The following is a 20479-nucleotide window of genomic DNA, read 5'->3' as shown; positions in this document are numbered from 1 at the left end:
TCAGGGCGGGCGTCGGTATCGGTGACGACGTCCTGGTGTGGCTGCACGGTGGCGGATACGTCATGGGCAGCGCCCACGGGTATCGGCACGCGGCCGCGGCACTGTCGCGCGCCATGGGCGCCACCGTCGTCGTGCCCGACTACCGGCTCGCTCCCGAATTCCCGTTCCCCGCGGCGCTGGACGACGCGACCCGGGTGCTGGCCGCCGTCATCGCGGAGTTCGGCGCCGGGCACACCGTTCTCGGTGGTGACTCCGCCGGAGGTGGGTTGACGGTGGCGACGCTGATGGCGTCACGTGACAGCGGCGCCGCCCTGCCGGCGGCTGCCGCCGTCGTCTCGCCCCTCGCGGATTTCACCGTGTCCGGGGCCAGTGTCGTGGCCAACCGTGACACCGATCCCGTGATCACCGAACGCGACCTCGGACTACTGGCGTCCACCTATCTCCAGGGTCACGATCGTCTCGATCCGCTGGCGTCCCCGGTCTTCGGTGACCTCGCCGGATTGCCGCCGATCCTGTTGCTCGCCAGCGACAGCGAAATCCTGCTCGACGACGCCGTCCGCATCCACGACGCGGTGCAGGCCGGAGGCGGGGCGAGCACGCTGTCCGTACATCCCGACACCTGTCACGCCTGGACCCTGTTCACCGACTTCCTGCCGCAGGCACGCGAGGGCGTCGCCGAGATCGCCGACTTCTTCCGGAAGGTTCTACCATGAGTGTGAGCGTCAACGACGACGCCGCGGTGCGTCACATCCTGATCGATCGTCCCGACCGCATGAACGCTGTCGACAAGGACACCCTGCACCGGCTCGCCGACGCGATCGAGAGTGCGGGCGCCGACCCTGCCGTGCGCGCGATCGTGCTGTCGGGGACCGGCCGGGCGTTCTGCGCCGGTGGCGATCTCGATGTCGAGGACCCGCTGTCGGTCGAGAACACCGCGAGCACCTCCGACGCCGCGACCAGGTGCGTCTCGGCGATCGTCGCGGCACCGCGTCCGGTCGTCGCCGCGGTCCGCGGCCCGGCCGTAGGCGTGGGCGTATCGCTCGCGCTGGCAGCCGATTTCACCGTCGTCCGGTCGGACGCCTTCTTCTCCATGCCGTTCACCTCGATCGGCTTGATGCCGGACGGCGGCGCGACGGCGCTGGTCGCCGCCTCCGTCGGCCGGGCGGTCGCGATGCGGATGGCGCTGCTCGGCGAACGTCTGAGCGCGACCGAGGCGGCTCGCCTGGGCTTGGTGGCGGCGGTGTACGACCGGGAGGACTTCGAGTCCGAACTCGCGAAGCTCACGGCACGGCTGAGCGGGATCTCCCGCGAGTCGCTGGCCGAGACGAAACGTGCGGTCAACGACGCGAGCCTGACCGAACTCGGCGCCGCCTTCGACCGGGAGCGCACCGGCCAGATCCGGCTGACGACGACGGACGCCTTCCACGACGCCATCGCGGCCTTCACCGCCAAGCGAGTCCGTCCGGAAAACGAAGCACGAGCAGGGAGTGGCCATGTCGGTAGCTGAGATCAATCACGCGTCGGTTCATCGCACGTCCTCGATCGACCCGCGGCACACCGCGAGGGCGCGCGTCGAGCAGGCCGTCGCCGATCTCGCCTCGGGCCGTTCGATCGTCCTGTTCGACCCCCGCCGCGGGGAGGCGAGCCTGGTGGCCGCCGCCGAATTCGTCACCACCGCTTCGGTGGCGTTCATGGTCCGGTACGCCTCGGGGTTCGTGAAAGTGGCGGTGCCGGAGGAGGACTGCGTTCGACTTCTGCTTCCGCCGATGTGGCAGTTCGGCGGCTTCGACGCGAGTTCGGTTCCGGCCGTGACGGTGGACGCCGTGGCAGGCACCGGCACCGGAATCTCCGCGGCCGACCGTGCGCAGACGATCAGGACCATCGCCGATCCGGTCACCGTCCCGACCGCCTTGTCCCGGCCCGGACATGTCGCACCGATCATCGCCCGCCGCGGCGGGACCGGTGTGGCCGAGACGGTCGTGCGCCTCGTGCGAGCCGCGGGCCTGCGCCCGATGGCCGCTCTCTGCGAACTGGTCTCCCCGGCCGATCCGACCAGGATGGCCGATGAGCGCGACAGCATCGATTTCGCGCGCGATCACGCGCTGACCTTCGTCTCGGTATTCGACGCGGTGATCTGCGCGCAGTGAGTTCCGCACCCCGGACCGCCGACCGGCGGACACGGCTCGGTGGCGCCCGTCCCAGGAGTTTGCCTTGTCTTTCGTCGTGACCCAACCATGCTGTAACGACGCCGCCTGCGTGCAGGTGTGCCCCGTCAACTGCATCCGCCCCACCCCGGACGATCCGGACTTCCGGACGACCGAGATGCTCTACATCGATCCGCAGACCTGCATCGACTGTGGTGCCTGCATGGAAGCCTGCCCTGTCGAGGCCATCCACCCCGAGGACGAACTGCCCGACGACCAGTCGCGCTACCGCGAGATCAATGCGGAGTACTTCCGCCGCCATCCGCTCGACGCGGGCACGCTGCCGGAGCAGCAGCCCTCGGTGAAGGTGCCCAAGCCCGAAGCGCCGCTGCGGGTCGCCGTGGTCGGCTCCGGGCCGGCGGGTGTGTACGCCGCGGCCGAACTGATCAATCGGATGCCCAGCGGCGGCATCGAGGTCGAGATGTTCGATCGGCTGCCGACGCCGTGGGGTCTCGTGCGCGCCGGGGTCGCCCCCGACCATCTCGGCACCAAGGCCATCACCGAGGTGTTCCGCAGGATCGCCGCGAAACCCGGATTTCGTTTCCACCTCAATGTCGAGATCGGCAACCATCTCACCCACGACGAGCTGCTCGCGCACCACCACGCCGTGATCTACGCGGTCGGCGCGCTCGAGGATCGCAAGCTCGACATTCCCGGCGCCGAGCTGCCGGGCAGCGTGGCTGCCACCGAATTCGTCGCCTGGTACAACGGACACCCCGACTACGCGCAGCGCACCTTCGACCTGTCCGGCGAGCGCGCGGTGATCGTCGGCAACGGCAATGTGGCCCTCGACGTCGCCCGGCTGCTCGTCTCCGACCCGGACGATCTGGTCCGCAGCGACATGGCCGAGCACGCGCTGGAAGCCCTGCGCAGCAGCAGGATCCGCGAGGTCGTCGTCCTGGGACGGCGTGGTGTCGCCCAGGCCGCGTACACGACTCCGGAGTTGATGGCGCTGGGCCGGATCCCGGGAGTCGACGTGGTCGTCGATTCCCGCGAGCTCGATCTCGGCGACCTCGCGGACGAGGACGTGTCCTTCTCGACCGATCTCAAGACCCGGGTCGCCCGCGAATATGTCGACAGCACGACCGATCCGGGTAACAAGCGCATCGTCCTGCGGTATCTGACCTCGCCGACCCGGATCCTCGGCGCCGACCGTGTCGAGGGTGTGGAGATCGTCCGCAACGAACTGGTCCGCACCGAGCGCGGCGCACTCGAAGCCCGCCCGACCGGCGACACGGAGATCATCGCCGCGGGCCTGGTCCTGCGTTCGATCGGCTACCGCGGCACGGCGGTGCCGGGCGTGCCCTTCGACACGGCCGCCGGCCGTATTCCCAATGTCGACGGGCGGGTCATCGATCCCGCCACCGGCTCGGCGCTCGCGGGTGTCTACACGACCGGCTGGGTCAAACGCGGACCGTCCGGAGTGATCGGCACGAACAAGCTGTGCGCGCAGAACACTGTCGCCGCATTGATCGAGGATGTGGTCGCCGGACGCCTGCGGCACCCGGAGTCCGGTCGTGACCGGGAAACGCTGTCCGCGTTGGTCGTCGAGCGCCGACCCGAGGCCGTCGATCGGAAGGGCTGGCTTGCCATCGACGCGGCAGAGCGCGCGGGCGGCCGCGAGCGCGGCCGCCCGCGCGTCAAGATCACCGACATCGAGCAGATGGTCGATATCGCCCACGCGGCGATGCACGGCGTCGGGTAGGAGCAGGAGCTGCGTCATCGCGCGTGCCGGTGTTCGGCGACGCGCCGTTCAGAGCTGTCCGTTCGTCATCTGAAGCAAAGGAGCTCATGATGTCTGTTCGTAAGTCGTCGGTGGTGTGGGCGGCGCTGGGGGTCGTGCTGATAGTCGGCGCGGTCGTCATCAGATTCCTCGTCCTGCCCGCCATGACGAAACTGCCGGACGATCTCAGTCAGTCGCAACGCTACGAGGGCACCATGCAGGGCCTGAACGCCCAGGCCTTCGCCGCGGGTGACCTCGCGAATCTGCTGAGCCCGCAGATGCCGATCACCGCCGACCGCAGTCTGACCGTCGACGCCGTCGACGGTGACACCGCCATCGTCACCAGCAATTCCGTTGTCACCCTGCCTGATTCGTCGACCCAGGACGACATCCACACCTACGCCGTCGACCGTGTCGACTACTCTCCGGTCACGCTCGGCGACGAGGAGAAGAACTCGCTGGTCCCGGCGGACAGGCAGGCCACCTTCGAAGCGCACAGCGGGCTGACCTTCAGCTGGCCGATGGATCCCGCCGCGGAGGACGCCCTGCTCTACGATCCGGTGACCCGCACCGCCCAGACCGCGACCTTCATCGACGAGAGCGATGTCCAGGGCCGCAAGGTCTACAACTACCGGGTCGACGCCGCGGGCCCGATCGGCAATCCCGCCTTGCTGGCCGGTTTCGCGGACTTCCCGGCGCAACTGCCCAAGGCCATGATCGAGGGGCTCTTGCAGGCCGGCGTCGTCCCGGAGAAGTCACGCGAAAACCTCGCCGCCGCACTGCCTTCGCTGCCCGATCTGGTCGACATCGGTTTCGGCAGCACCAATGAGGTCGGCGCCGCGGTCGACGCCGAATTCGGTGCGCCGCTGCAGGTCGAGCAGACCCAGGCCATGTACGTCACCGTCTCCGCCGACGGACGCGGCATCCCGACTCTGCCGCTGTCGGTCGTCAGCATCCACACCGCCGAGAACGAGGTCGTCGCGAGCGCCGACACCCTGTCGAAGAACTCGACGATGCTGTCGATCCTCGGCCTGTGGCTGCCGCTGGTCATGACCGTGCTCGGGATCGCGCTCGTCGTGCTCGGCATCGTCCGTCGCCGGACCGCCTGAGCTCGCACTCTCGCCCTCGCAGCCGGCTCGTCCCTCCCGGGGCGGGCCGGCTGCGGTCTCACAACACGCGCAGTGGCGGGGACGGCTCGAAAGTGACCGGCAGTTCGGCCAGGGTGCGGTGCATGGGCCCGGGACGCCAGCGCAGTTCCGCGGCGGGAACAGCCGGCCGCAGATCCGGAAGGGCGTCGAGAAGCTGGTCGACGGCGCACTGCGCGATGACGTAGCCCAGCGATCTGGCCGGGCAGCTGTGCGGTCCGGCTCCCCACGCGAGATGGGCTCGGTTACCGGCGTGGTCGCCCGCGGAGATCTCGGGGTCGTCGTTGCAGCCTGCCAGGCTGATGACGACGGGCTGGTGGGCGGGCAACCAGACGTCGTCCAGCAGGATCGGCTGCCTCGGGTAGACGACGCTGGCATTGGGCAGCGGCGGATCGGTGAAAAGTACATCGTCGATCGCGTCCCGGGTCGACAGACTGCCGCCGACGATGCCGCTGAACCGGTCGTCGGTGAGCATCAGGCGCAGCGCGTTGATGATCAGCCCCTGGACGGGTTCCATCCCCACCCCGTAGAACGACAGGACCTGGTGCAGGATCTCGTCGTCGTCGAGCTGGACGGCATGGCCGAGCAGAGCGGTGGTGAGATCGGCGCCGGGATGAGCGCGCTTGTATTCGACCAGCTCGCGCACCGCGTCCTCGAAGGCGCGCTCGCCGTCGGCCGCCTGTACCCCGTCGAAGATCGAGGCCGTGGCCGCGGCCGCTTTCGCACTGATGTCCGGCGGACAGCCCAACAGCGTGTTGACCACGGTGTACACGAGTGGAAAGGCGTACTGGGCGACGAGATCGGCGGACCCTTCGGCGCAGAAGCCGTTGATCAGCGGTATGGCGGTGCGTTCGACGACCGCGATGACGGCGTGCATATCGACCGCATCGACTGCCGCGGAAGTCGCCTGACGCAGGCGTTCATGGACGTGGCCGGAGTTGCGCGAGGCATTCGGCCGCCAGCGGAACACCGGCAGCACCGGGCAGTCCGGCGCGACGCTCGCCTCCCAGGCGCGTGGATCGACGGGGAAGCGCTCGGGATCGTTGAGAATGCTCAGTGCCGTGCGGTATCCGATGACCAGTGTCGCGGGCACCCCGGGCGCCAGCTCGACCGGCACGAGGGATCCGTACCGCTCCCGCATCTCCCGGTAGGCGCCGTGGGGATCGACGGTGAACTCCGTCGAGTACAGGCGGACACGCTGCCCGTCGACCGCTGGGAGATCCGTCGGCGGTGTGGACAATGAATTCTCCAGGTGCGAATGATCGTGCGGAACAGGTTCGGATGGACCGGTTTTCGGCCGCATGAGACCCTAGCCCACTTCCGGCAACCCGGGGCTGATCCGGTACGGGTAGTCCATCGGCGAGCCGCGCCCGTGTCGTCGGAGCCGGGGCAACAGTCTCGTCGGATCGGGCGCCCCGGACCGCCGCGCACGCTGCCCTGTTCCTCCTGGATGAACTGCTGTTCTACCTGTTCCCGACCTGCCCGATAGTCTCTACCTGTACATTCCATCGAAACAGCAACTCACTATGCTATCCGGGATCGACCGCGAGTCCGCGGCCGATTCCGCGCGTCGCCGGAAGGATCGTGATGGGGCGAGCCGTCAAGCAGTCGAACGCGCTGCGCAGGGAGCAACTCCTGGCCGCCGCGACGGCGCTGTTCGAGGCGCACGGCTACCACACCGTGAGCATGGGCGATATCGCCAGCGCTGTCGGCCTGACCGGTCCCGCGCTCTACCGGCATTTCGGCGGGAAGGCCGACATCCTGGCGCAAGCCCTGGTCGAGCAGATGGATATGGTGCTCGCTGCCGTGACCGCCGCGTCCTCGGCGGACGAGTCGGCCGACCGGCGGCTCGACGGATTGCTCGACCGGCTGGCGGCTCTCGTCCTCGAACGCGAGGGGCGACTGTTGTGGAAGCGCGAACGACGGCACCTCACCGCCGAGGCCAAGGCCGAGTTCCGGGCGCGTGCCCGAGCGCTGAACACGGCGACGGCAGCCTTGATCGGCGATGTCAGGCCCGATGCCTCGCGGCCCGATCTCGAACTCCTCGCCTCGGCCGTGCTGTGGACGTACTCGCACACCCAGAGCTACCGGGGTGCGATGGATCGCGCCGCGGCGGTCGAGGTACTCGCGGGCATGGCGCACGCCGTACTCTCCTTGCGCTTCGATTCCGGCCCCGGAGCTGTCGCGAACACTCCCCGTGGGGCCGTTTCGTCGCGCCGTCCGATCGGCCGGCGCGAGCGTGTTCTGGACGCCGCCACCGAATTGTTCAGTGAGCAGGGCTATCACGCGGTGTCGATGGAGCAGATCGCCGCGCATTCGACCACCGCCCTCGGGACGATGTACCAGTACTTCGACACGAAGGCGGATCTGCTGAAGGCGGCCTGCCTGCGTGGTTCGGAAGGGTTGCACTACACGACCGCGCACCGGCTGGTCGCGGTGGCCGACGACGCCGAGGCGCTGCGGGTTCTGGTCGAGCTCTACGTCGAGCTGGCATTCGGCCTGCACGGCAGGCTGTTCGCCGTCATCTCCGCCGACATCGTCTATCTGTCCGAGGCCGAGCGCGAGACCCTGTTGCGCAGCGAGCGTCAGCACATCGACGAATGGATCCATGCGCTGATGTCGGTGCGGCCCGAGCTCGACGCTCTCGGCGCCCGGGCCAGAGTGCGCACGGCCGTCGGGGTGATCTCCGATATCGCTCAGACGCGTCGCTTCCGATCGCGGCCGGAGATCGAGGCCGACACCCGGCGGATCGCCACCGCCATCCTGTTCGCCTGAGTCCGGCCTCCCGCTCCCAAGGCGCAGCAAGTTCGCAGAACCGGTATTTACTATAAATCGAGAATGTCCAGTTGATCGGGCATTGACTAGTTGCATTGGATGCAATTACAGTTCACTCTGTTGTCGGGGTCACAGCGCTCGGTCCAGCCGAAGCGGATGCCGGACATCGCGGCACGCACAGCCGAGCGCGAAGGGCGCGTGCCGATCCCCGCTACCGGTCCCGGGTGTATCGCCGAACCGGACGAGTTTCGCCCGCGCCCACCGGGAGGCCGATCTCGTTCGCATTCGCCGACCAGCGCCCGGCGAGTACGCCGCTGAGTCAGAGAGAGACGGGTTCATGACGAACAGAGAAGACATCGATGCGGATGCCGCCCGAGAGGCACTGCGCTCGGCGAGCATTCCCTGCCTGCTGCCGGTGCTCTACCAACTGACCGGCGACGACCGGTGGCTCGGCGAGAAGTACCGGATCGCACCCACTCCCGGATTCGGCGAGATGGCCGACGGCGGCCTCGACGAAGCGACGCAGGACGAGGTACGCGCGGCCGCCCACACGGCGTTCATGCGATGGGCGCGGGGCGCCGAGCCCGCCGTCCCGGTTCCGGACTCCGCGGACCTCACCCGGCTGATGGCCTGCTGTCTCGGCGAGGAGGTCCCGGAGAAGTACGCGCCGATGGTCGCCGAGCAACTCGGCTTCCAGCCGTACGTGCCGGCCGACGTGGGGCCTCGGGCGCGGGCGAGCGGCTTCCGCGTGCTGGTCATCGGTGCGGGCGTGTCCGGTCTGGCCGCGGCCCGCGCCCTCGCCGCGGCGGGTGTGCCGTACACGGTGCTCGAGAAGAACCAGGAGGTCGGCGGAACCTGGTGGGAGAACCGCTATCCCGGTGCGCGGGTCGATGTGCCCAGCAACCTCTACTCGTATTCGTTCGCGCCCAAGGCGTGGTCGGAGTACTTCAGCAGGCGCGACGAGATCTCGGATTACCTCGTCTCGGTCAGTCACGAGGCCGGGGTGCGCGCGGCGATCCGATTCGGGTGCGAGGCCACCGGCGCCCGATGGGACGCCGAACGCCACGAGTGGGTCGTCACGGTCGTCGACGGGGAGGGGTCCGTCGACGAGCTGCGCGCCACCGCGCTGATCACCGCGGTCGGCCTGCACAACCGGCCGATGATCCCGGACCTGCCCGGACTGGGCGAATTCGAGGGCACGGTGGTGCATTCGGCGCAGTGGGATCCCGAATTGCGCATGGCGGGTCGCAAAGTCGCTGTGATCGGGGCAGGCGCGAGCGCCATGCAGATCGTTCCGGCGATCCTCGACGACGTCGAATCCCTCACCGTCTTCCAGCGGTCCCCGCACTGGATCATGCCGAACGAGCAGTACTTCCAGGCAGTCCCGGAATCGGCCAACTGGTTGCTGGACACCCTGCCCTTCTACCGGCAGTGGTATCGCTTCCGGCTGTACTGGCTCTACACCGAGCGGATGTATCCGGCGCTGCTCGTCGACCCGGAGTGGGATCGCTCGAAGAACTCCGTCAACCGTTTCAGCGAAGCGCTGCGCCGGTTCTACACCGGCTACCTGACCGAGGAACTCGGCGAACGCGACGACCTGGTGCGCAAGTGCACGCCGGACTTCCCGGTGTTCGGCAAGCGCATCCTGCTGGACAACGGGTGGTATCGCGCGCTGCGGCGCCCCCATGTCGACCTGGTGACCGAGTCGATCGCCGAAGTGCGACCCCGCGCCATCCGCACCGCCGAGGGGCAAGAGCACGAGGTCGACACGGTCGTACTGTGCACGGGATTCCAGCAGCAGCGGTTCCTGTTCCCGATGGAGATCAAGGGCGTCGGCGGCCGGTCGCTGCGCGCGGAGTGGAAGGACGACGACGCGCGGGCCTATCTCGGCCTGACCACACCGGGCTACCCGAATCTGTTCTACCTCTTCGGGCCGAACACCAATCCGCCCGGTGGCAGCTGGATCACGATCGCGGAAGCGCAGGTCCGGTATGTGATCTCGCTGCTCACCCGGATGGTCGACGACGGCATCGGCGCCGTGGAGTGCACACAGCGGTCCTATGACCGCTACAACGCCGAACTCGACGAACGCAACGGCCGCATGGTCTTCGGTCTCGACGGCGTCGACAGCTACTACCGGAATGCCGGTGGGCGTGTGGTCACCAATACGCCCTGGACGGTGTTGCAGTACTGGACGATGACGCGTGAGCCCGATCTCGCCGACTACACCCTGACCCCGTCCTTCGTGGAGGCCCGATGAGCGCCTCCGACCCGGGGCTCGCGCGGGCCCTGGCGATGTACCGCGGCGTGTTCGCGCCCGAGCTCGAGCGCGGCATCGACGCCACGCGCCGCCGATTCGCGGACATGACGGCGGCCCTGGAGCCGGGGGAGCTGCCCGAGCCCGAGCGAGCCGAGTTCGGCGGGGTTCCCGCGCTTGTCGCGGGAACCGGCGAACGCGCGGTGGTCTGGTTTCACAGCGGCGGTTATGTGCTCGGCTCGTCGCGGACGCATCTGCGGTTCGCCACCGACCTCGCGGCGGCCGCGGGCTGCCGGGTGATCGTCCCGGATTACCGGCTGGCGCCGGAACATCCGTTCCCCGCGGCCCCCGACGACGCCTCCGCCGTACTCGACGCGGTGATCGACCGCCTCGGTGCCGAACAGGTCGTGGTCGGCGGTGATTCCGCCGGTGGCGCCCTCACCCTCGTGGCATCGATCCGGCGCCGGGATCGTGGCCTCGCCGGTGCGGCGGCGATGATCCTGCTTTCTCCGCTGCTCGACCTGACCGGCGGCGGGCTCAGCATGGTCACCAACGCCGAGCGCGATCCGGCCATCTCGGCACAGGGCCTGCGCGATGTCCGCTGGGCCTACCTGCAGGGCCACGATCCGCGGGATCCGCAGGCCTCACCCCTGCACGCCGATCTCGGCGGCCTGCCGCGCGCCCTGGTTCTCGTCGGCGGCGCCGAAGCGTTGCTCGACGACTCCCGGCAGGCGGCCGCCGCGATGAACGCCGCGGGTGGACGGGCCGTCCTGCGTGAATACCCCGACATGTGCCACGCGTGGCCGCTGTTCGGCTTCCTCGACGAGAGTCGGGCGGCGCTGGGCGAGATGGCCGATTTCGTCGGGGCTTGCACGTCGAACACGAGAGGAGATGCCGGTGTATCCGGGTAAGAGGGCAGCGAACTATCCGGACCGGACAGCGCTGATCATGGCGAATTCCGGGGCCTCGCTCACCTACGCGGAATTCGAGGCGGGAGCGAACCGGCTGGCGCATCTGTACCGCCACGAGGGTCTGCTCCGCCGCGATCGTGTCGCCTATTTCATGGAGAACTCGCTGGCCATGGTGGCGGCCCAGGGGGCGGGGGAGCGGACGGGGCTGTACTACACCCTGGTCAATTCCCATCTCACCGCCGCCGAGGCCGCCTGGATCATCCGCGACAGCGGCGCGAAGATCGTCCTCACCAGCCGGGCGCTGAGCTCGGTCGCCGCCGAGCTGCCCGCACTGTGCCCCGAGGTGCGGCGCTGGCTGATGGTTGACCGCCCGCCGGAGCTGACCGATTTCGACGACTACGACAGCGCGGTCGCCGAGTTCCCCGCTACGCCGATCGACGACGAACAGCTCGGCATGGCCATGCTGTATTCCTCCGGTACCACCGGCCGGCCCAAGGGCGTCATGCGGCCGATGCCCGAACTCGATCCGCGTGACCCGTTGCCGATCTTCCAGCTGGTGCCCGAGGTGTACCGCACCCGGCCCGACATGGTCTTCCTGCAGCCGGCGCCGCTGTATCACTCCGGCCCGCAGAGCGCGACGGCGGAATCGCTGCGGTGTGGCGGCACCTGCATCATCATGGAGAAATTCGACGCGCGACAGTTTCTCGAACTCGTGCAGCGCTACCGGGTCACCCACAGTCTCGTCGTGCCCACGATGCTGTCCAGGATGCTGCAGCTCCCCGACGAGCTGCGCCTGTCCTTCGACGTCAGCAGCCTGGAGGCGATCACGCACGGCGCCGCGCCCTGCCCGCCCTCGGTCAAGCGGGCGATGATCGACTGGCTCGGGCCGATCATCTACGAGTACTACGGATCGACCGAAGCCAACGGCAGCGTCATCTGCGATTCCCACGAATGGCTCGCGCATCCGGGAACCGTCGGCCGTCCATTGCTCGGCGAACTGCTGATCATGGACCGGGACCGGAATCCGCTGCCGCCCAACACGGTCGGTGAAGTGTGGATCAAGGGCGCGACGAACTTCGCCTACATCAACGATCCCGAGAAGACCGCCGCCGGACGAACGGAATCCGGCGATGCCAGCACCACCGGTGATATCGGTTATGTCGACGAGGACGGATATCTCTATCTCACCGACCGCGTCGGGTTCACGATCGTCTCGGGCGGAGTCAACATCTATCCGCAGGAAGCCGAGAACGTCCTGGTCGAGCATCCCGCGGTGGCGGATGTGGCGGTGATCGGCGTGCCGAACGCGGACTTCGGCGAAGAGGTCAAGGCGGTCGTCGAGCTGACCGCGGGCGCGCAGGCAGGACCCGAACTCGAGCGTGAGCTCATCGCGTTCTCCCGTGATCGGCTCGCCGCCTACAAATGTCCGCGTTCGGTCGATTTCGTCGAAACGCTGCCCAGGACGGCCACCGGAAAGATGGTCAAGAAGGTGCTGCGGGATCGGTACTGGCCCGCCGCCGATGCGCCTGCCATGGCGATGACGACACCGAAGGGAAGGTGACTCGCTGTGCCGCGCAGTTATGCCGATTTCGCCCGGCCCACCTACCGTGAGCCGCGCTGGCTCGAGACGCAATGGTTCTCGGCGATCACGACCAGCGGTATCCGCCTGCATTTCTGGATGGGATTCCGGACGAATCTCGGCGTGGCGGTCTCGAAGGTGTACGCCTACTCCGGCATGTGCGAATCCGTGCTCGACATGGACATGGCCGACATGCAGTATCACTCGCCGATCGGCGCGTCGCGGTTGTCGGACTTCTCGCTGTTGTCCGGGGTGATGGTGCGAGGCCGCAAGGTGCCGAACCGGTACACGCTCACCTACCGGTCCAAGTGCGGCCGGATGACCGCCGAACTGGAATTCACCGCACTCATGGATCCCGCCGATCTGGCCGTGACCGCGGTGCGGGGAGCCGGACGCGGGTTCACGGCGTTCCACGGCCGGGCCGGGGATGGGCTGCCGGAGAACCGGTCCGGCGAGGAACCCTACGGTCACATCGATCAGACGATGCGGGTCGTCGGCGCGGTGTCCTTGGACGGTGATCGGCACGAGGTGGACTGTGTGGCCAATCGCGACCACTCCTGGAGCCCCCGCGCCGAATTCCGCCACGGCATAGGCACATTCGACCTCTTCCACTTCGGATCCGAACTCACCCTGCTCACGCACACCGGGGAAGGCGAGTCGGGGCCGTACGTCAGCAATGCCTACATCCTCGCCGGAGGGGAGGTCCGCACGGTGGCCCGCGCGGAGGTGGACTACCGCCGCGACGGGTTCCGCACCACCGAGGTGCGCTACACCGTGGAGGACACCGCGGGGCGCGACTACGAGATCCGCGGAACGCAACGCGCGTCCGCGGTGATCGACGGCGGTCAGAACATTCTGTTGGTGATGGATCTGCTGGACGCGACCTGGGACGGGCGCACCGGATACGGGGAGATCCAGTGGCACGACGACATCATGCGCCTGCAAGGGGTCCGCAGGCGGGCGCGCGGCGAGGCGGGAGCACGATGAGTAGCACGGCCACTGTCGAACATCACGCCGGAATCGACCTGCGCGCGCTCGACGCCGGGCTCGCGACGATCCTGTCGGTATCCGAGAGCGGACTGAGACGTTCGCTGCTCAGCGGCGGGCTGTCGCAGACGACCTTCCGTTACGACACCGATGCCGGAACGTCGGTCATCGTCCGGATCCCACCCGCCGCCGGCCCGCTCGAACCCTACGACCCGGTGGGGGAGGCGGCGCTGCTGACCTGGCTCGGCGAGCGCGGTATCGCCGTGCCCGCGGTGGTGCACGTCGAGCCCGGCGCCGACATGATCGGCCGGCCCTTCGTCGTCACGGAACTGGTCCGAGGCCATGTGGTCCAGGACGGCGCACACGGCTACGGCGCCACCGATCGAATGGAGTTGGCGCGGGCCTACGTCGAGCAACTGGCGGCGGTGCATCGCGTGCATCACGAATCGAAGCCGGCAAGCGTGTTGGCCTGGGCGCCGGAGAAGACGCCGGACGGAGTGCTGGGGCGCTGGAACGCCGCCCTGCGGTCGGCGGCACTGGATCTGCCCGGCTACCACCGGTTCCTCACCGACTGGTTGCTCGAACGGGCGCCCGCGGACACGGAGTCCGGCGCTGTCGTGCACGGTGACTACCGCCTCGCGAACGTCATGCTCGGCGCCGGCAACCGGGTGGTCGCGGTACTGGACTGGGAGGAGGCGGGATCGGGCGACCCCTATTTCGACCTCGCCTGGACGCTGCAGGGCGCGGACGGGCCGGACGATCCGGTCATGGGGCTGGCCCCGCGCGCGTGGTTTCTGGAACGCTACGGCGAACTCACCGGTCGCACCGTGGATCCCGCGCGGCTGGCCTGGTGGGAGATCGCCGCCGGTTGGTCGAAGCTCAGCATGGAGGCCAAGGCGGTCGCGCTCATCCGCGACGGCGTGTACAGCGACCTGCGTCCCTTGCTGTCCTGCTATCTCAACCGGCGGCTCTCGCTCCGCTCGCTGGAGAAGGTCCGCCGCTACGAGGCCGTCTATGCGTGAACCACGAGCCGAGTGTGAACGTCGAGATCTGCCCCAACACAGCGCGAGGAGCGACACATGGACTACGTAGATCATCCGACCGCGATCCGGGCGATCGTCCGCACCGTCGAGGACGAGGTGTTACCCCAGGTCACCGACAAGTACGCCCGTAGTCAGCTCTGGGCGGCGCTGGGCATTCTGTCCAATGTCGCCGAGGAACTGGGGCAACCTACCGGCGTCCCGGGCGGTGCCGGACGACCCGCCGGGGAACCGCTCGGTGTGACGGCGGCGCGGATGTACGACGAGGTGAGTGCCCAGGTCGCCCGGCAACGCTCACTGCACTACCGCAAGGCGGTCTCGGGCACCTGAGGACCGCGGCCGCAGCGCGGCGCCGGTCGACGAACCACGGACGAAGGACACTGAACAATGACCGGGACAACGATGCGAGCGGTGCGCCTGCTCGCCCCGCAACGGGTGGAGGTCGTCGAGACCGAGATCCCGGTGCCGCGCGCGGGTGAAGTCCTGCTGCGCGTCGGCGCCGCGGGGATCTGCCACTCCGATCTGCACATAGCACAGTCGCCGCACCGGATGTTCCACCGCCCGCTCACCCTCGGTCACGAAGTGGCCGGGCACATCGCCGAACTCGGCCCCGACGTTCGGGGCTGGTCGGCCGGCGATCCCGCAGTGGTACATCTGTGCTGGTCGTGCGGCGGGTGCAGGGCCTGCGCAGCGGGCCGGGACAATGTCTGCGAATCCACCGGCAGGCGAGCCCAGCCGCCCACGCCGGGCCTCGGGCCCGACGGTGGGATGGCCGAGTACATGCGGGTGCCGGCGCGGTATCTGGTGCCGATGGGTGCGCTCGACGCGGTGACGGCAGCGCCGCTCGCCGACGCGGGAATGACCTCCTACCACGCCATCCGCAACAGTGCGCACGTGCTGACTCCGGGCTCGACGGCGCTGGTGATCGGCGTGGGCGGCCTGGGGCATCTCGCCGTGCAGATCCTGCGGGAGCTGACCGGCGCCGAGGTGATCGCGGTCGACGTGTCGCCCGGCAAACTCGCCGGCGCCCGGGCACACGGCGCGGACCACACGGTGCAGGCGGGTCCGGAAACGGCGGCCGCGGTCCTGGATCTGACCGGCGGCCGCGGCGCCGACGCCGTCTTCGATTTCGTCGGCAATGCCGCGACCACGGAGACCGCGGTGCGCGCGATCGCTCCCGACGGGATCTACCAGATCAGCGGTCTCGGGGGCGGCAGGCCCGATATCGCCGCCGAGCCACGCGACGGACAGGGCTGGCCGTGGGGCGCATCGCTGCGCACCTCCTACGGCGGCACCCGCTCGGACCTGATGCACTGCCTCGCGCTCGCCCAGCGGGGACGTATCTCGGTGGCGGTGAGGACTTTTCCGCTCACCGAGGCGGCCACCGCGTTCGCCGAACTCGACGCGGGCGCCATCGAAGGCCGAGCGGTACTGGTCCCGTGAGAACGATCCGGGTGGGGCGCTGCGATCGCAGCGCCCCACCCGTCGTTCGGTGCTCAGTACTGCGAGTTCCCGGCGTCGATCGCCAGGGCGTGGCCGGTCACGAACGAGGAATCCGCCGAGGCGAGATAGACGACCGTCTTGGCGATGTCCTCCGGCTGTGCCACGCCTTGCGGCAGCAGCGGACTGAGCATGCCGCCCAGCTGCGGGTTGCCCTGCATCGCCTGTCCGATGATCTCGATCGGACGGCCGGTGCCCATGGCGGTGTCCACGCCGCCGGGGTGAATGGTGTTGACCCGGATGTTGTGCTGGGCCAGCTCCGCGGCGAAGGCCTTGCCCATGCCGGTCACCGCGAACTTGCTCGCGGTGTAGTTGACCATGAACGGGACCGCCTTCAACCCCGCCGCCGAACTCGTCAGGATGATCGACCCGCCGCCCACGGTGATCAGGTGCGGTGCGGTGACCATGACGGTGTTCCAGGTGCCGGTCACGTTGATGTCGAGGGTGTCGCGGAAGATCTCTTCGGTGACGTCGTGCCAGGCGTTGGGAATGCAGACGCCGGCATTGGCCACGACGACGTCCAGCCGCCCGAGTTCGCCGACGGCCGCGTCGACGGCCGTGCGCAACGGCTGCAGATCGCGGATGTCGGCGGTGACGGCGACGATCCGCCTCCCTGTGGACTCGACCTCCTTCGTCGTGATCGCCAGATCCTCGGGCGTGGCCGCCGCGTAGGGGACATTCCGGATCGGCGCGGCGATGTCGATCGCGATGATGTCGGCGCCTTCGCGCGCCAGGGCGACGGCATGGGCGCGGCCTTGACCGCGAGCCGCGCCGGTGATCAGGGCGACCTTGCCCTCGAGACGTCCTGCCATGTGCTTGTACTCCTCGGATCGGTGGTCCGAGATCTCCGTCGGGGTCGCCGTACTCGACGTGGAGGGTGAACCGGTCGTCCCCGGTATCGATCGGTGAATGCCGATATCACTCGGCGGAATCGAATCTTCGGGGCTGGGCCGGCCGACGGAGGGCTCGGTGAGTTCGCCGGAGCGGACCGCCTGTCGATGGTCTCACCTGGGCATATCGATGGTTCCGCTGGCGGAACAACCGCACTTTATCGCATTCGGCCGTCGTCCGCGGGAAATGTAGATTCTTCGGAGTTAATCTTGCTTCTAGTCAATCGGCGACTGGTGAGTTACCGTGTACGTGATTCGAGTCACGGCCTGCCCTGCGATCCCATTCGGCGGACGCCAATCATGGACGCAGGCCGTCAACCACCACTGATCACTCGACTCGACCATCGACAGAATGTGGAGGCGGCGATGGCGACTACGCGCATCACCGAAGCAATAACCGACGCCTATGGGTTCGCGAGCCCGGGTGCGACGATCGACGAAGTGCGATCCGGCTACGACCGCAGCATGTCCCGCGCCGGACTGCCGTCACAGGTGACCGTGACCGAGGACAAGGTCGCCGGTGTCCCCGGCCGCTGGTTCGAGGTGGCAGATGCCGACGTGACCGTGCTCTTCCTACACGGCGGCGGCTACCTCTTCGGATCCAGCGTCAGCCACGGACCCCTGGCGGCCCATCTGGCGGTCGCGGCGGTCGCCCGGGTGTTCGTCGCCGATTACCGGCTGGCGCCGGAGAATCCGTATCCGGCGGCGCTGGACGACGCACGAGGAGCCCTCGCGGAACTGGTTTCGAACGCCGGACCGGGCACGAAGGTGGTCGTCGCGGGAGACTCGGCAGGCGGTGGACTCGCGCTGGCGACACTGCTGGCGGCGAAGGCCGCGGGCGATCCGCTTCCGGCGGGCGCGGTGACATTCTCGGCGTGGACAGATCTCTCGCTGAGCAGCGCGTCCTTGGAAGAGCGGGCGCACATCGATCCTTTCGTCGACCGGGTGCAGCTGGAAGTCAACGCCGGGGCCTACCTGGGCGAGGGAAATCGTCGTGATCCGTTCGTGAGCCCTGTCTTCGGCGACCTGGCCGGTCTGCCTCCGGTCCACCTGCAGGTCGGCACCGAGGAGGTGCTCCACGACGACACCACGCGCTTCGCGCAGCGCGTCCTCGACGCCGGCGGCAGCGCCGAAGTGGCTGTGCAGGAGGGCATGCCGCACGTCCATCAGATCCTGCTCGGCCTGCTACCCGAAGCCGGCGCATCCATCGAGACGGCGGGCGCCTTCATCCGCGGGCTCCGCTGAACCGGCCGCGACGAAACACGAGAGGGAAACCGAGAATGACGACGAAGACGTCGCAGGAGAACGCGGCCGACGGCGCCGAGGTGCTCGATGTGCTGGTGATCGGGGCCGGCATCGCCGGGCTCTACCAGCTGTATTCGCTGCTGCCGACCGGACTGTCGGTCCGGGTGGTCGAAGCCGGTGACGATATCGGCGGCACCTGGTACTGGAATCGGTACCCGGGCGCGCGTTTCGACTCCGAGAGCTACACCTACGCCTACTTCTTCTCGCAGGAACTGCTCGACGAGTGGGATTGGTCGGAGCATTTCGCGGGCCAGCCCGAGATCGAGCGCTACCTGCAGCGGGTGGTCGAGAAGTTCGACCTGCGTCGCCACATCACCTTCGGCACGCGGGTGCTGTCGGCCGAGTTCGACGAAGCGGCCCGCGAGTGGCGCCTGCGGACCTCCACCGGTGAGCGGATCCGCGCCAGGGCGGTGATCACCGCGATCGGCATGCTCTCACAGCCGCAGTTCCCCCCCGCGCCCGGTCGTGAGGACTTCCGCGGCGTTTCCGCGCACACCGCGCTGTGGCCCGCCGAGGGCATCGATCTGGCGGGCAAGCGCGTCGCGGTCGTCGGCTGCGGGTCCAGCGGCGTGCAGATCGTCGGCGCCATCGCCGGTGAGGTAGGAGAGCTGACCGTCTTCCAGCGCACCGCGAACTGGTGCACGCCACTGAACAACAGCCCGATCAGCGCCGAAGAGCTCGCGGATATCCGAAGCCGCTACCCCGAGATCCACCGCTCGTGCATGCAATCCTTCGCCGGCTTCGTCCATCAGTTCGAAGAAGTTTCCGCCCACGACCGGACCCCGGAGGAACGGCTCGCCTTCTACGAAGAGCTCTACCGCCGACCGGGATTCGCCAAACTGCTCGGCAACTACCAGGAGGTGCTGTTCTCGCCGGAGATCAACGCCGAGTACTCCGAATTCCTGGCGGGCAAGATCCGGGAACGAGTGAGCGACCCGGCGACCGCCGACCGCCTGATCCCCAAGGACCACGGCTACGGAGCGAAGCGGCCACCGTTCGAGAACGGATACTTCGAGGCGTTCAACCAGAGCAATGTCTCCCTGGTCGACCTGCGAGAGACGCCGATCGAGCGGATCACCGAGACCGGAATCCAGACCACCGCGGGGCACCACGAGTTCGATGTCATCGTCTACGCCACCGGATTCGACGCCATCACCGGCGCGTTCGACGCCATCGACATCCGCAATCAGGCCGGCGAGACGCTGAAGGACTTCTGGGACGCGGGGCCGCACACCTTCCTCGGCGCGTCGAGCCCGGGTTTCCCGAATCTGTTCTTCATCGCGGGGCCGCACAGCACCGGCGGCAACGTTCCCCGTGCCATCGAGCGTCAGGTCGATTTCCTGACCGGGGTGGTAAAGCATATGGCCGCCAACGGGTACACCCGCGCCGAAGCCACGGCCGAGGCCGAGGCGGCCTGGACCGCGCACGTGCTGGAGGGAATCCAGGGCACCGTGGTGGCGGCCGAGAAGGACTGGGCCTTCGGCACCAACACTCCCGGCAAGAAGATCGCCTACCGGCACTACGCGGGCGGCATCATCACGTATTCGAACAAGTGCGACGAGGTCGAGGCCGACGATTATCGCGGCTTCGCATTCGCCTAGCGCACGGCGAGCCCGCCACAGTGGCGTCGGTCCCTGTGGCGGTGCGCGTCCGGCGCATTTCAGTGCTCGGCTATCTCCCGCAGGTGCTCGAATCCGGCGCCGGCCGCCATCTCCGGTAGCCGGATGATCCGGCCGCCGCGACCCCAGCGCCCGTCGGGCACTTCGTCGAAGGTGACCGAGGTGACCAGGCGTCTGCCGTTCAGATCGGTCGCCGTGTCGCGGGCGGCGCGTTCGAGGTCGTCGGCGAAGCGGGCGCGGCGGACCGGGTCGAGGACGCCCTCGCCGACGGTGAAGTCGACGAGCACCAGCGCGACCAGCCCGTCGGCTTCGAAACCGCCGCAGTAGGTGCGGCCGGCCGGGATCTCGTCGTGGAAGGCCACGGCGTACAGGCGGGCCCGCGGATCGTCCGGTATGGATTCCGCGCGCCAGCTCGCCTCGGTGAGCCGGGCGACGAGGGTATCGATGGCGGCACCGGAGAACGCTCCCGCGGAGGTGCGGATGTGCAGAAATGGCATGCCCATCACGCTAGGAAGGCCGCAGTGACGGAAGAAGTGGCGAGATG

At 68.4% G+C, this 20479-nt stretch carries 18 protein-coding genes; 15 read left to right on the top strand and 3 right to left on the bottom strand.

Features of this window, described 5'->3' with window-relative positions; genetic code table 11:
• The 5 genes from ON26_RS28815 to ON26_RS28795 form a co-directional block, all read left to right on the top strand.
• Nucleotides 1-713 (top strand): alpha/beta hydrolase fold domain-containing protein (locus ON26_RS28815; RefSeq protein ID WP_040801038.1); only part of this gene is annotated, 713 nt, incomplete at its 5' end.
• Nucleotides 710-1507, top strand: a complete 798-nt coding sequence (locus ON26_RS28810) for an enoyl-CoA hydratase (RefSeq protein WP_051027832.1) — start codon at nucleotides 710-712, stop codon at nucleotides 1505-1507. The genes ON26_RS28815 and ON26_RS28810, both read left to right, overlap by 4 nt.
• The gene (locus tag ON26_RS28805; protein ID WP_157172048.1) at nucleotides 1494-2147 is read left to right on the top strand and encodes a 3,4-dihydroxy-2-butanone-4-phosphate synthase; all 654 of its coding nucleotides are present in this window, start codon (nucleotides 1494-1496) and stop codon (nucleotides 2145-2147) included. The genes ON26_RS28810 and ON26_RS28805 overlap by 14 nt, the downstream gene beginning before the upstream one ends.
• A 64-nt stretch (nucleotides 2148-2211) precedes the next feature.
• On the top strand, nucleotides 2212-3909 hold the full coding sequence (locus tag ON26_RS28800) for an FAD-dependent oxidoreductase (protein ID WP_040801036.1): 1698 nt from the start codon (nucleotides 2212-2214) through the stop codon (nucleotides 3907-3909).
• A gap of 89 nt (nucleotides 3910-3998) precedes the next feature.
• On the top strand, nucleotides 3999-5036 hold the full coding sequence (locus tag ON26_RS28795) for a porin PorA family protein (protein ID WP_051027834.1): 1038 nt from the start codon (nucleotides 3999-4001) through the stop codon (nucleotides 5034-5036).
• 58 nt (nucleotides 5037-5094) lie between these two features.
• Here the strand turns inward: ON26_RS28795 and ON26_RS28790 are convergent, their stop codons facing one another.
• Nucleotides 5095-6312 (bottom strand): cytochrome P450 family protein, encoded by a 1218-nt coding sequence (locus ON26_RS28790; RefSeq protein ID WP_040801055.1) that lies wholly within the window; start codon nucleotides 6310-6312, stop codon nucleotides 5095-5097.
• Between the two features lie 347 nt (nucleotides 6313-6659).
• Here ON26_RS28790 and ON26_RS28785 point away from each other — a divergent pair, with 347 nt between their 5' ends.
• The 8 genes from ON26_RS28785 (at nucleotide 6660) to ON26_RS28750 (ending at nucleotide 16064) form a co-directional block, all read left to right on the top strand.
• Nucleotides 6660-7847 carry a TetR/AcrR family transcriptional regulator gene (locus ON26_RS28785; RefSeq protein ID WP_040801033.1) on the top strand — a complete coding sequence of 396 codons (1188 nt, stop codon included), beginning with the start codon at nucleotides 6660-6662 and terminating at the stop codon, nucleotides 7845-7847.
• A 337-nt stretch (nucleotides 7848-8184) separates the two neighbouring features.
• Nucleotides 8185-10107, top strand: a complete 1923-nt coding sequence (locus ON26_RS28780) for a flavin-containing monooxygenase (protein WP_040801032.1) — start codon at nucleotides 8185-8187, stop codon at nucleotides 10105-10107.
• Nucleotides 10104-11015, top strand: a complete 912-nt coding sequence (locus tag ON26_RS28775; RefSeq protein ID WP_051027828.1) for an alpha/beta hydrolase — start codon at nucleotides 10104-10106, stop codon at nucleotides 11013-11015. The genes ON26_RS28780 and ON26_RS28775 overlap by 4 nt, the downstream gene beginning before the upstream one ends.
• Nucleotides 11002-12576 (top strand): AMP-binding protein, encoded by a 1575-nt coding sequence (locus ON26_RS28770; protein WP_040801050.1) that lies wholly within the window; start codon nucleotides 11002-11004, stop codon nucleotides 12574-12576. Before ON26_RS28775 ends, ON26_RS28770 begins: the two co-directional genes overlap by 14 nt.
• A gap of 6 nt (nucleotides 12577-12582) precedes the next feature.
• A complete protein-coding gene (locus ON26_RS28765; protein WP_040801031.1) occupies nucleotides 12583-13581 on the top strand; it encodes a DUF7064 domain-containing protein in 999 nt (332 codons plus the stop codon).
• On the top strand, nucleotides 13578-14603 hold the full coding sequence (locus ON26_RS28760; protein ID WP_040801030.1) for a phosphotransferase family protein: 1026 nt from the start codon (nucleotides 13578-13580) through the stop codon (nucleotides 14601-14603). The genes ON26_RS28765 and ON26_RS28760 overlap by 4 nt, the downstream gene beginning before the upstream one ends.
• A gap of 57 nt (nucleotides 14604-14660) precedes the next feature.
• Entirely contained in the window at nucleotides 14661-14951 is a 291-nt protein-coding gene (locus tag ON26_RS28755; RefSeq protein ID WP_040801028.1) for a hypothetical protein, read from the top strand.
• 57 nt (nucleotides 14952-15008) lie between these two features.
• Nucleotides 15009-16064: an NAD(P)-dependent alcohol dehydrogenase gene (locus ON26_RS28750; protein WP_373280969.1), complete on the top strand. Its 1056-nt coding sequence runs from the start codon at nucleotides 15009-15011 to the stop codon at nucleotides 16062-16064.
• A gap of 53 nt (nucleotides 16065-16117) precedes the next feature.
• Here ON26_RS28750 and ON26_RS28745 read toward each other — a convergent pair whose 3' ends face one another.
• On the bottom strand, nucleotides 16118-16933 hold the full coding sequence (locus ON26_RS28745; protein ID WP_040801026.1) for a mycofactocin-coupled SDR family oxidoreductase: 816 nt from the start codon (nucleotides 16931-16933) through the stop codon (nucleotides 16118-16120).
• 444 nt (nucleotides 16934-17377) lie between these two features.
• Here ON26_RS28745 and ON26_RS28740 point away from each other — a divergent pair, with 444 nt between their 5' ends.
• Both ON26_RS28740 and ON26_RS28735 read left to right on the top strand, forming a co-directional pair.
• Complete coding sequence (locus ON26_RS28740) at nucleotides 17378-18256, top strand: alpha/beta hydrolase fold domain-containing protein (protein WP_157172047.1); 879 nt, start codon at nucleotides 17378-17380, stop codon at nucleotides 18254-18256.
• Between the two features lie 35 nt (nucleotides 18257-18291).
• Nucleotides 18292-19917: a flavin-containing monooxygenase gene (locus tag ON26_RS28735; RefSeq protein ID WP_051027824.1), complete on the top strand. Its 1626-nt coding sequence runs from the start codon at nucleotides 18292-18294 to the stop codon at nucleotides 19915-19917.
• Nucleotides 19918-19976: 59 nt separating this feature from the next.
• On the opposite strand, the gene ON26_RS28730 is transcribed toward ON26_RS28735, so the two are convergent.
• Nucleotides 19977-20432, bottom strand: a complete 456-nt coding sequence (locus ON26_RS28730) for a tautomerase family protein (RefSeq protein ID WP_157172046.1) — start codon at nucleotides 20430-20432, stop codon at nucleotides 19977-19979.
• Between the last annotated feature and the right edge of the window lie 47 nt (nucleotides 20433-20479).

This window comes from Nocardia higoensis NBRC 100133 (assembly GCF_000308595.1).
In the GTDB taxonomy this organism is placed as follows: Bacteria; Actinomycetota; Actinomycetes; order Mycobacteriales; family Mycobacteriaceae; genus Nocardia; species Nocardia higoensis.
The sequence above is the reverse complement of the archived record's forward strand: the minus strand, read 5'-3'. Positions and strand labels throughout refer to the sequence as shown.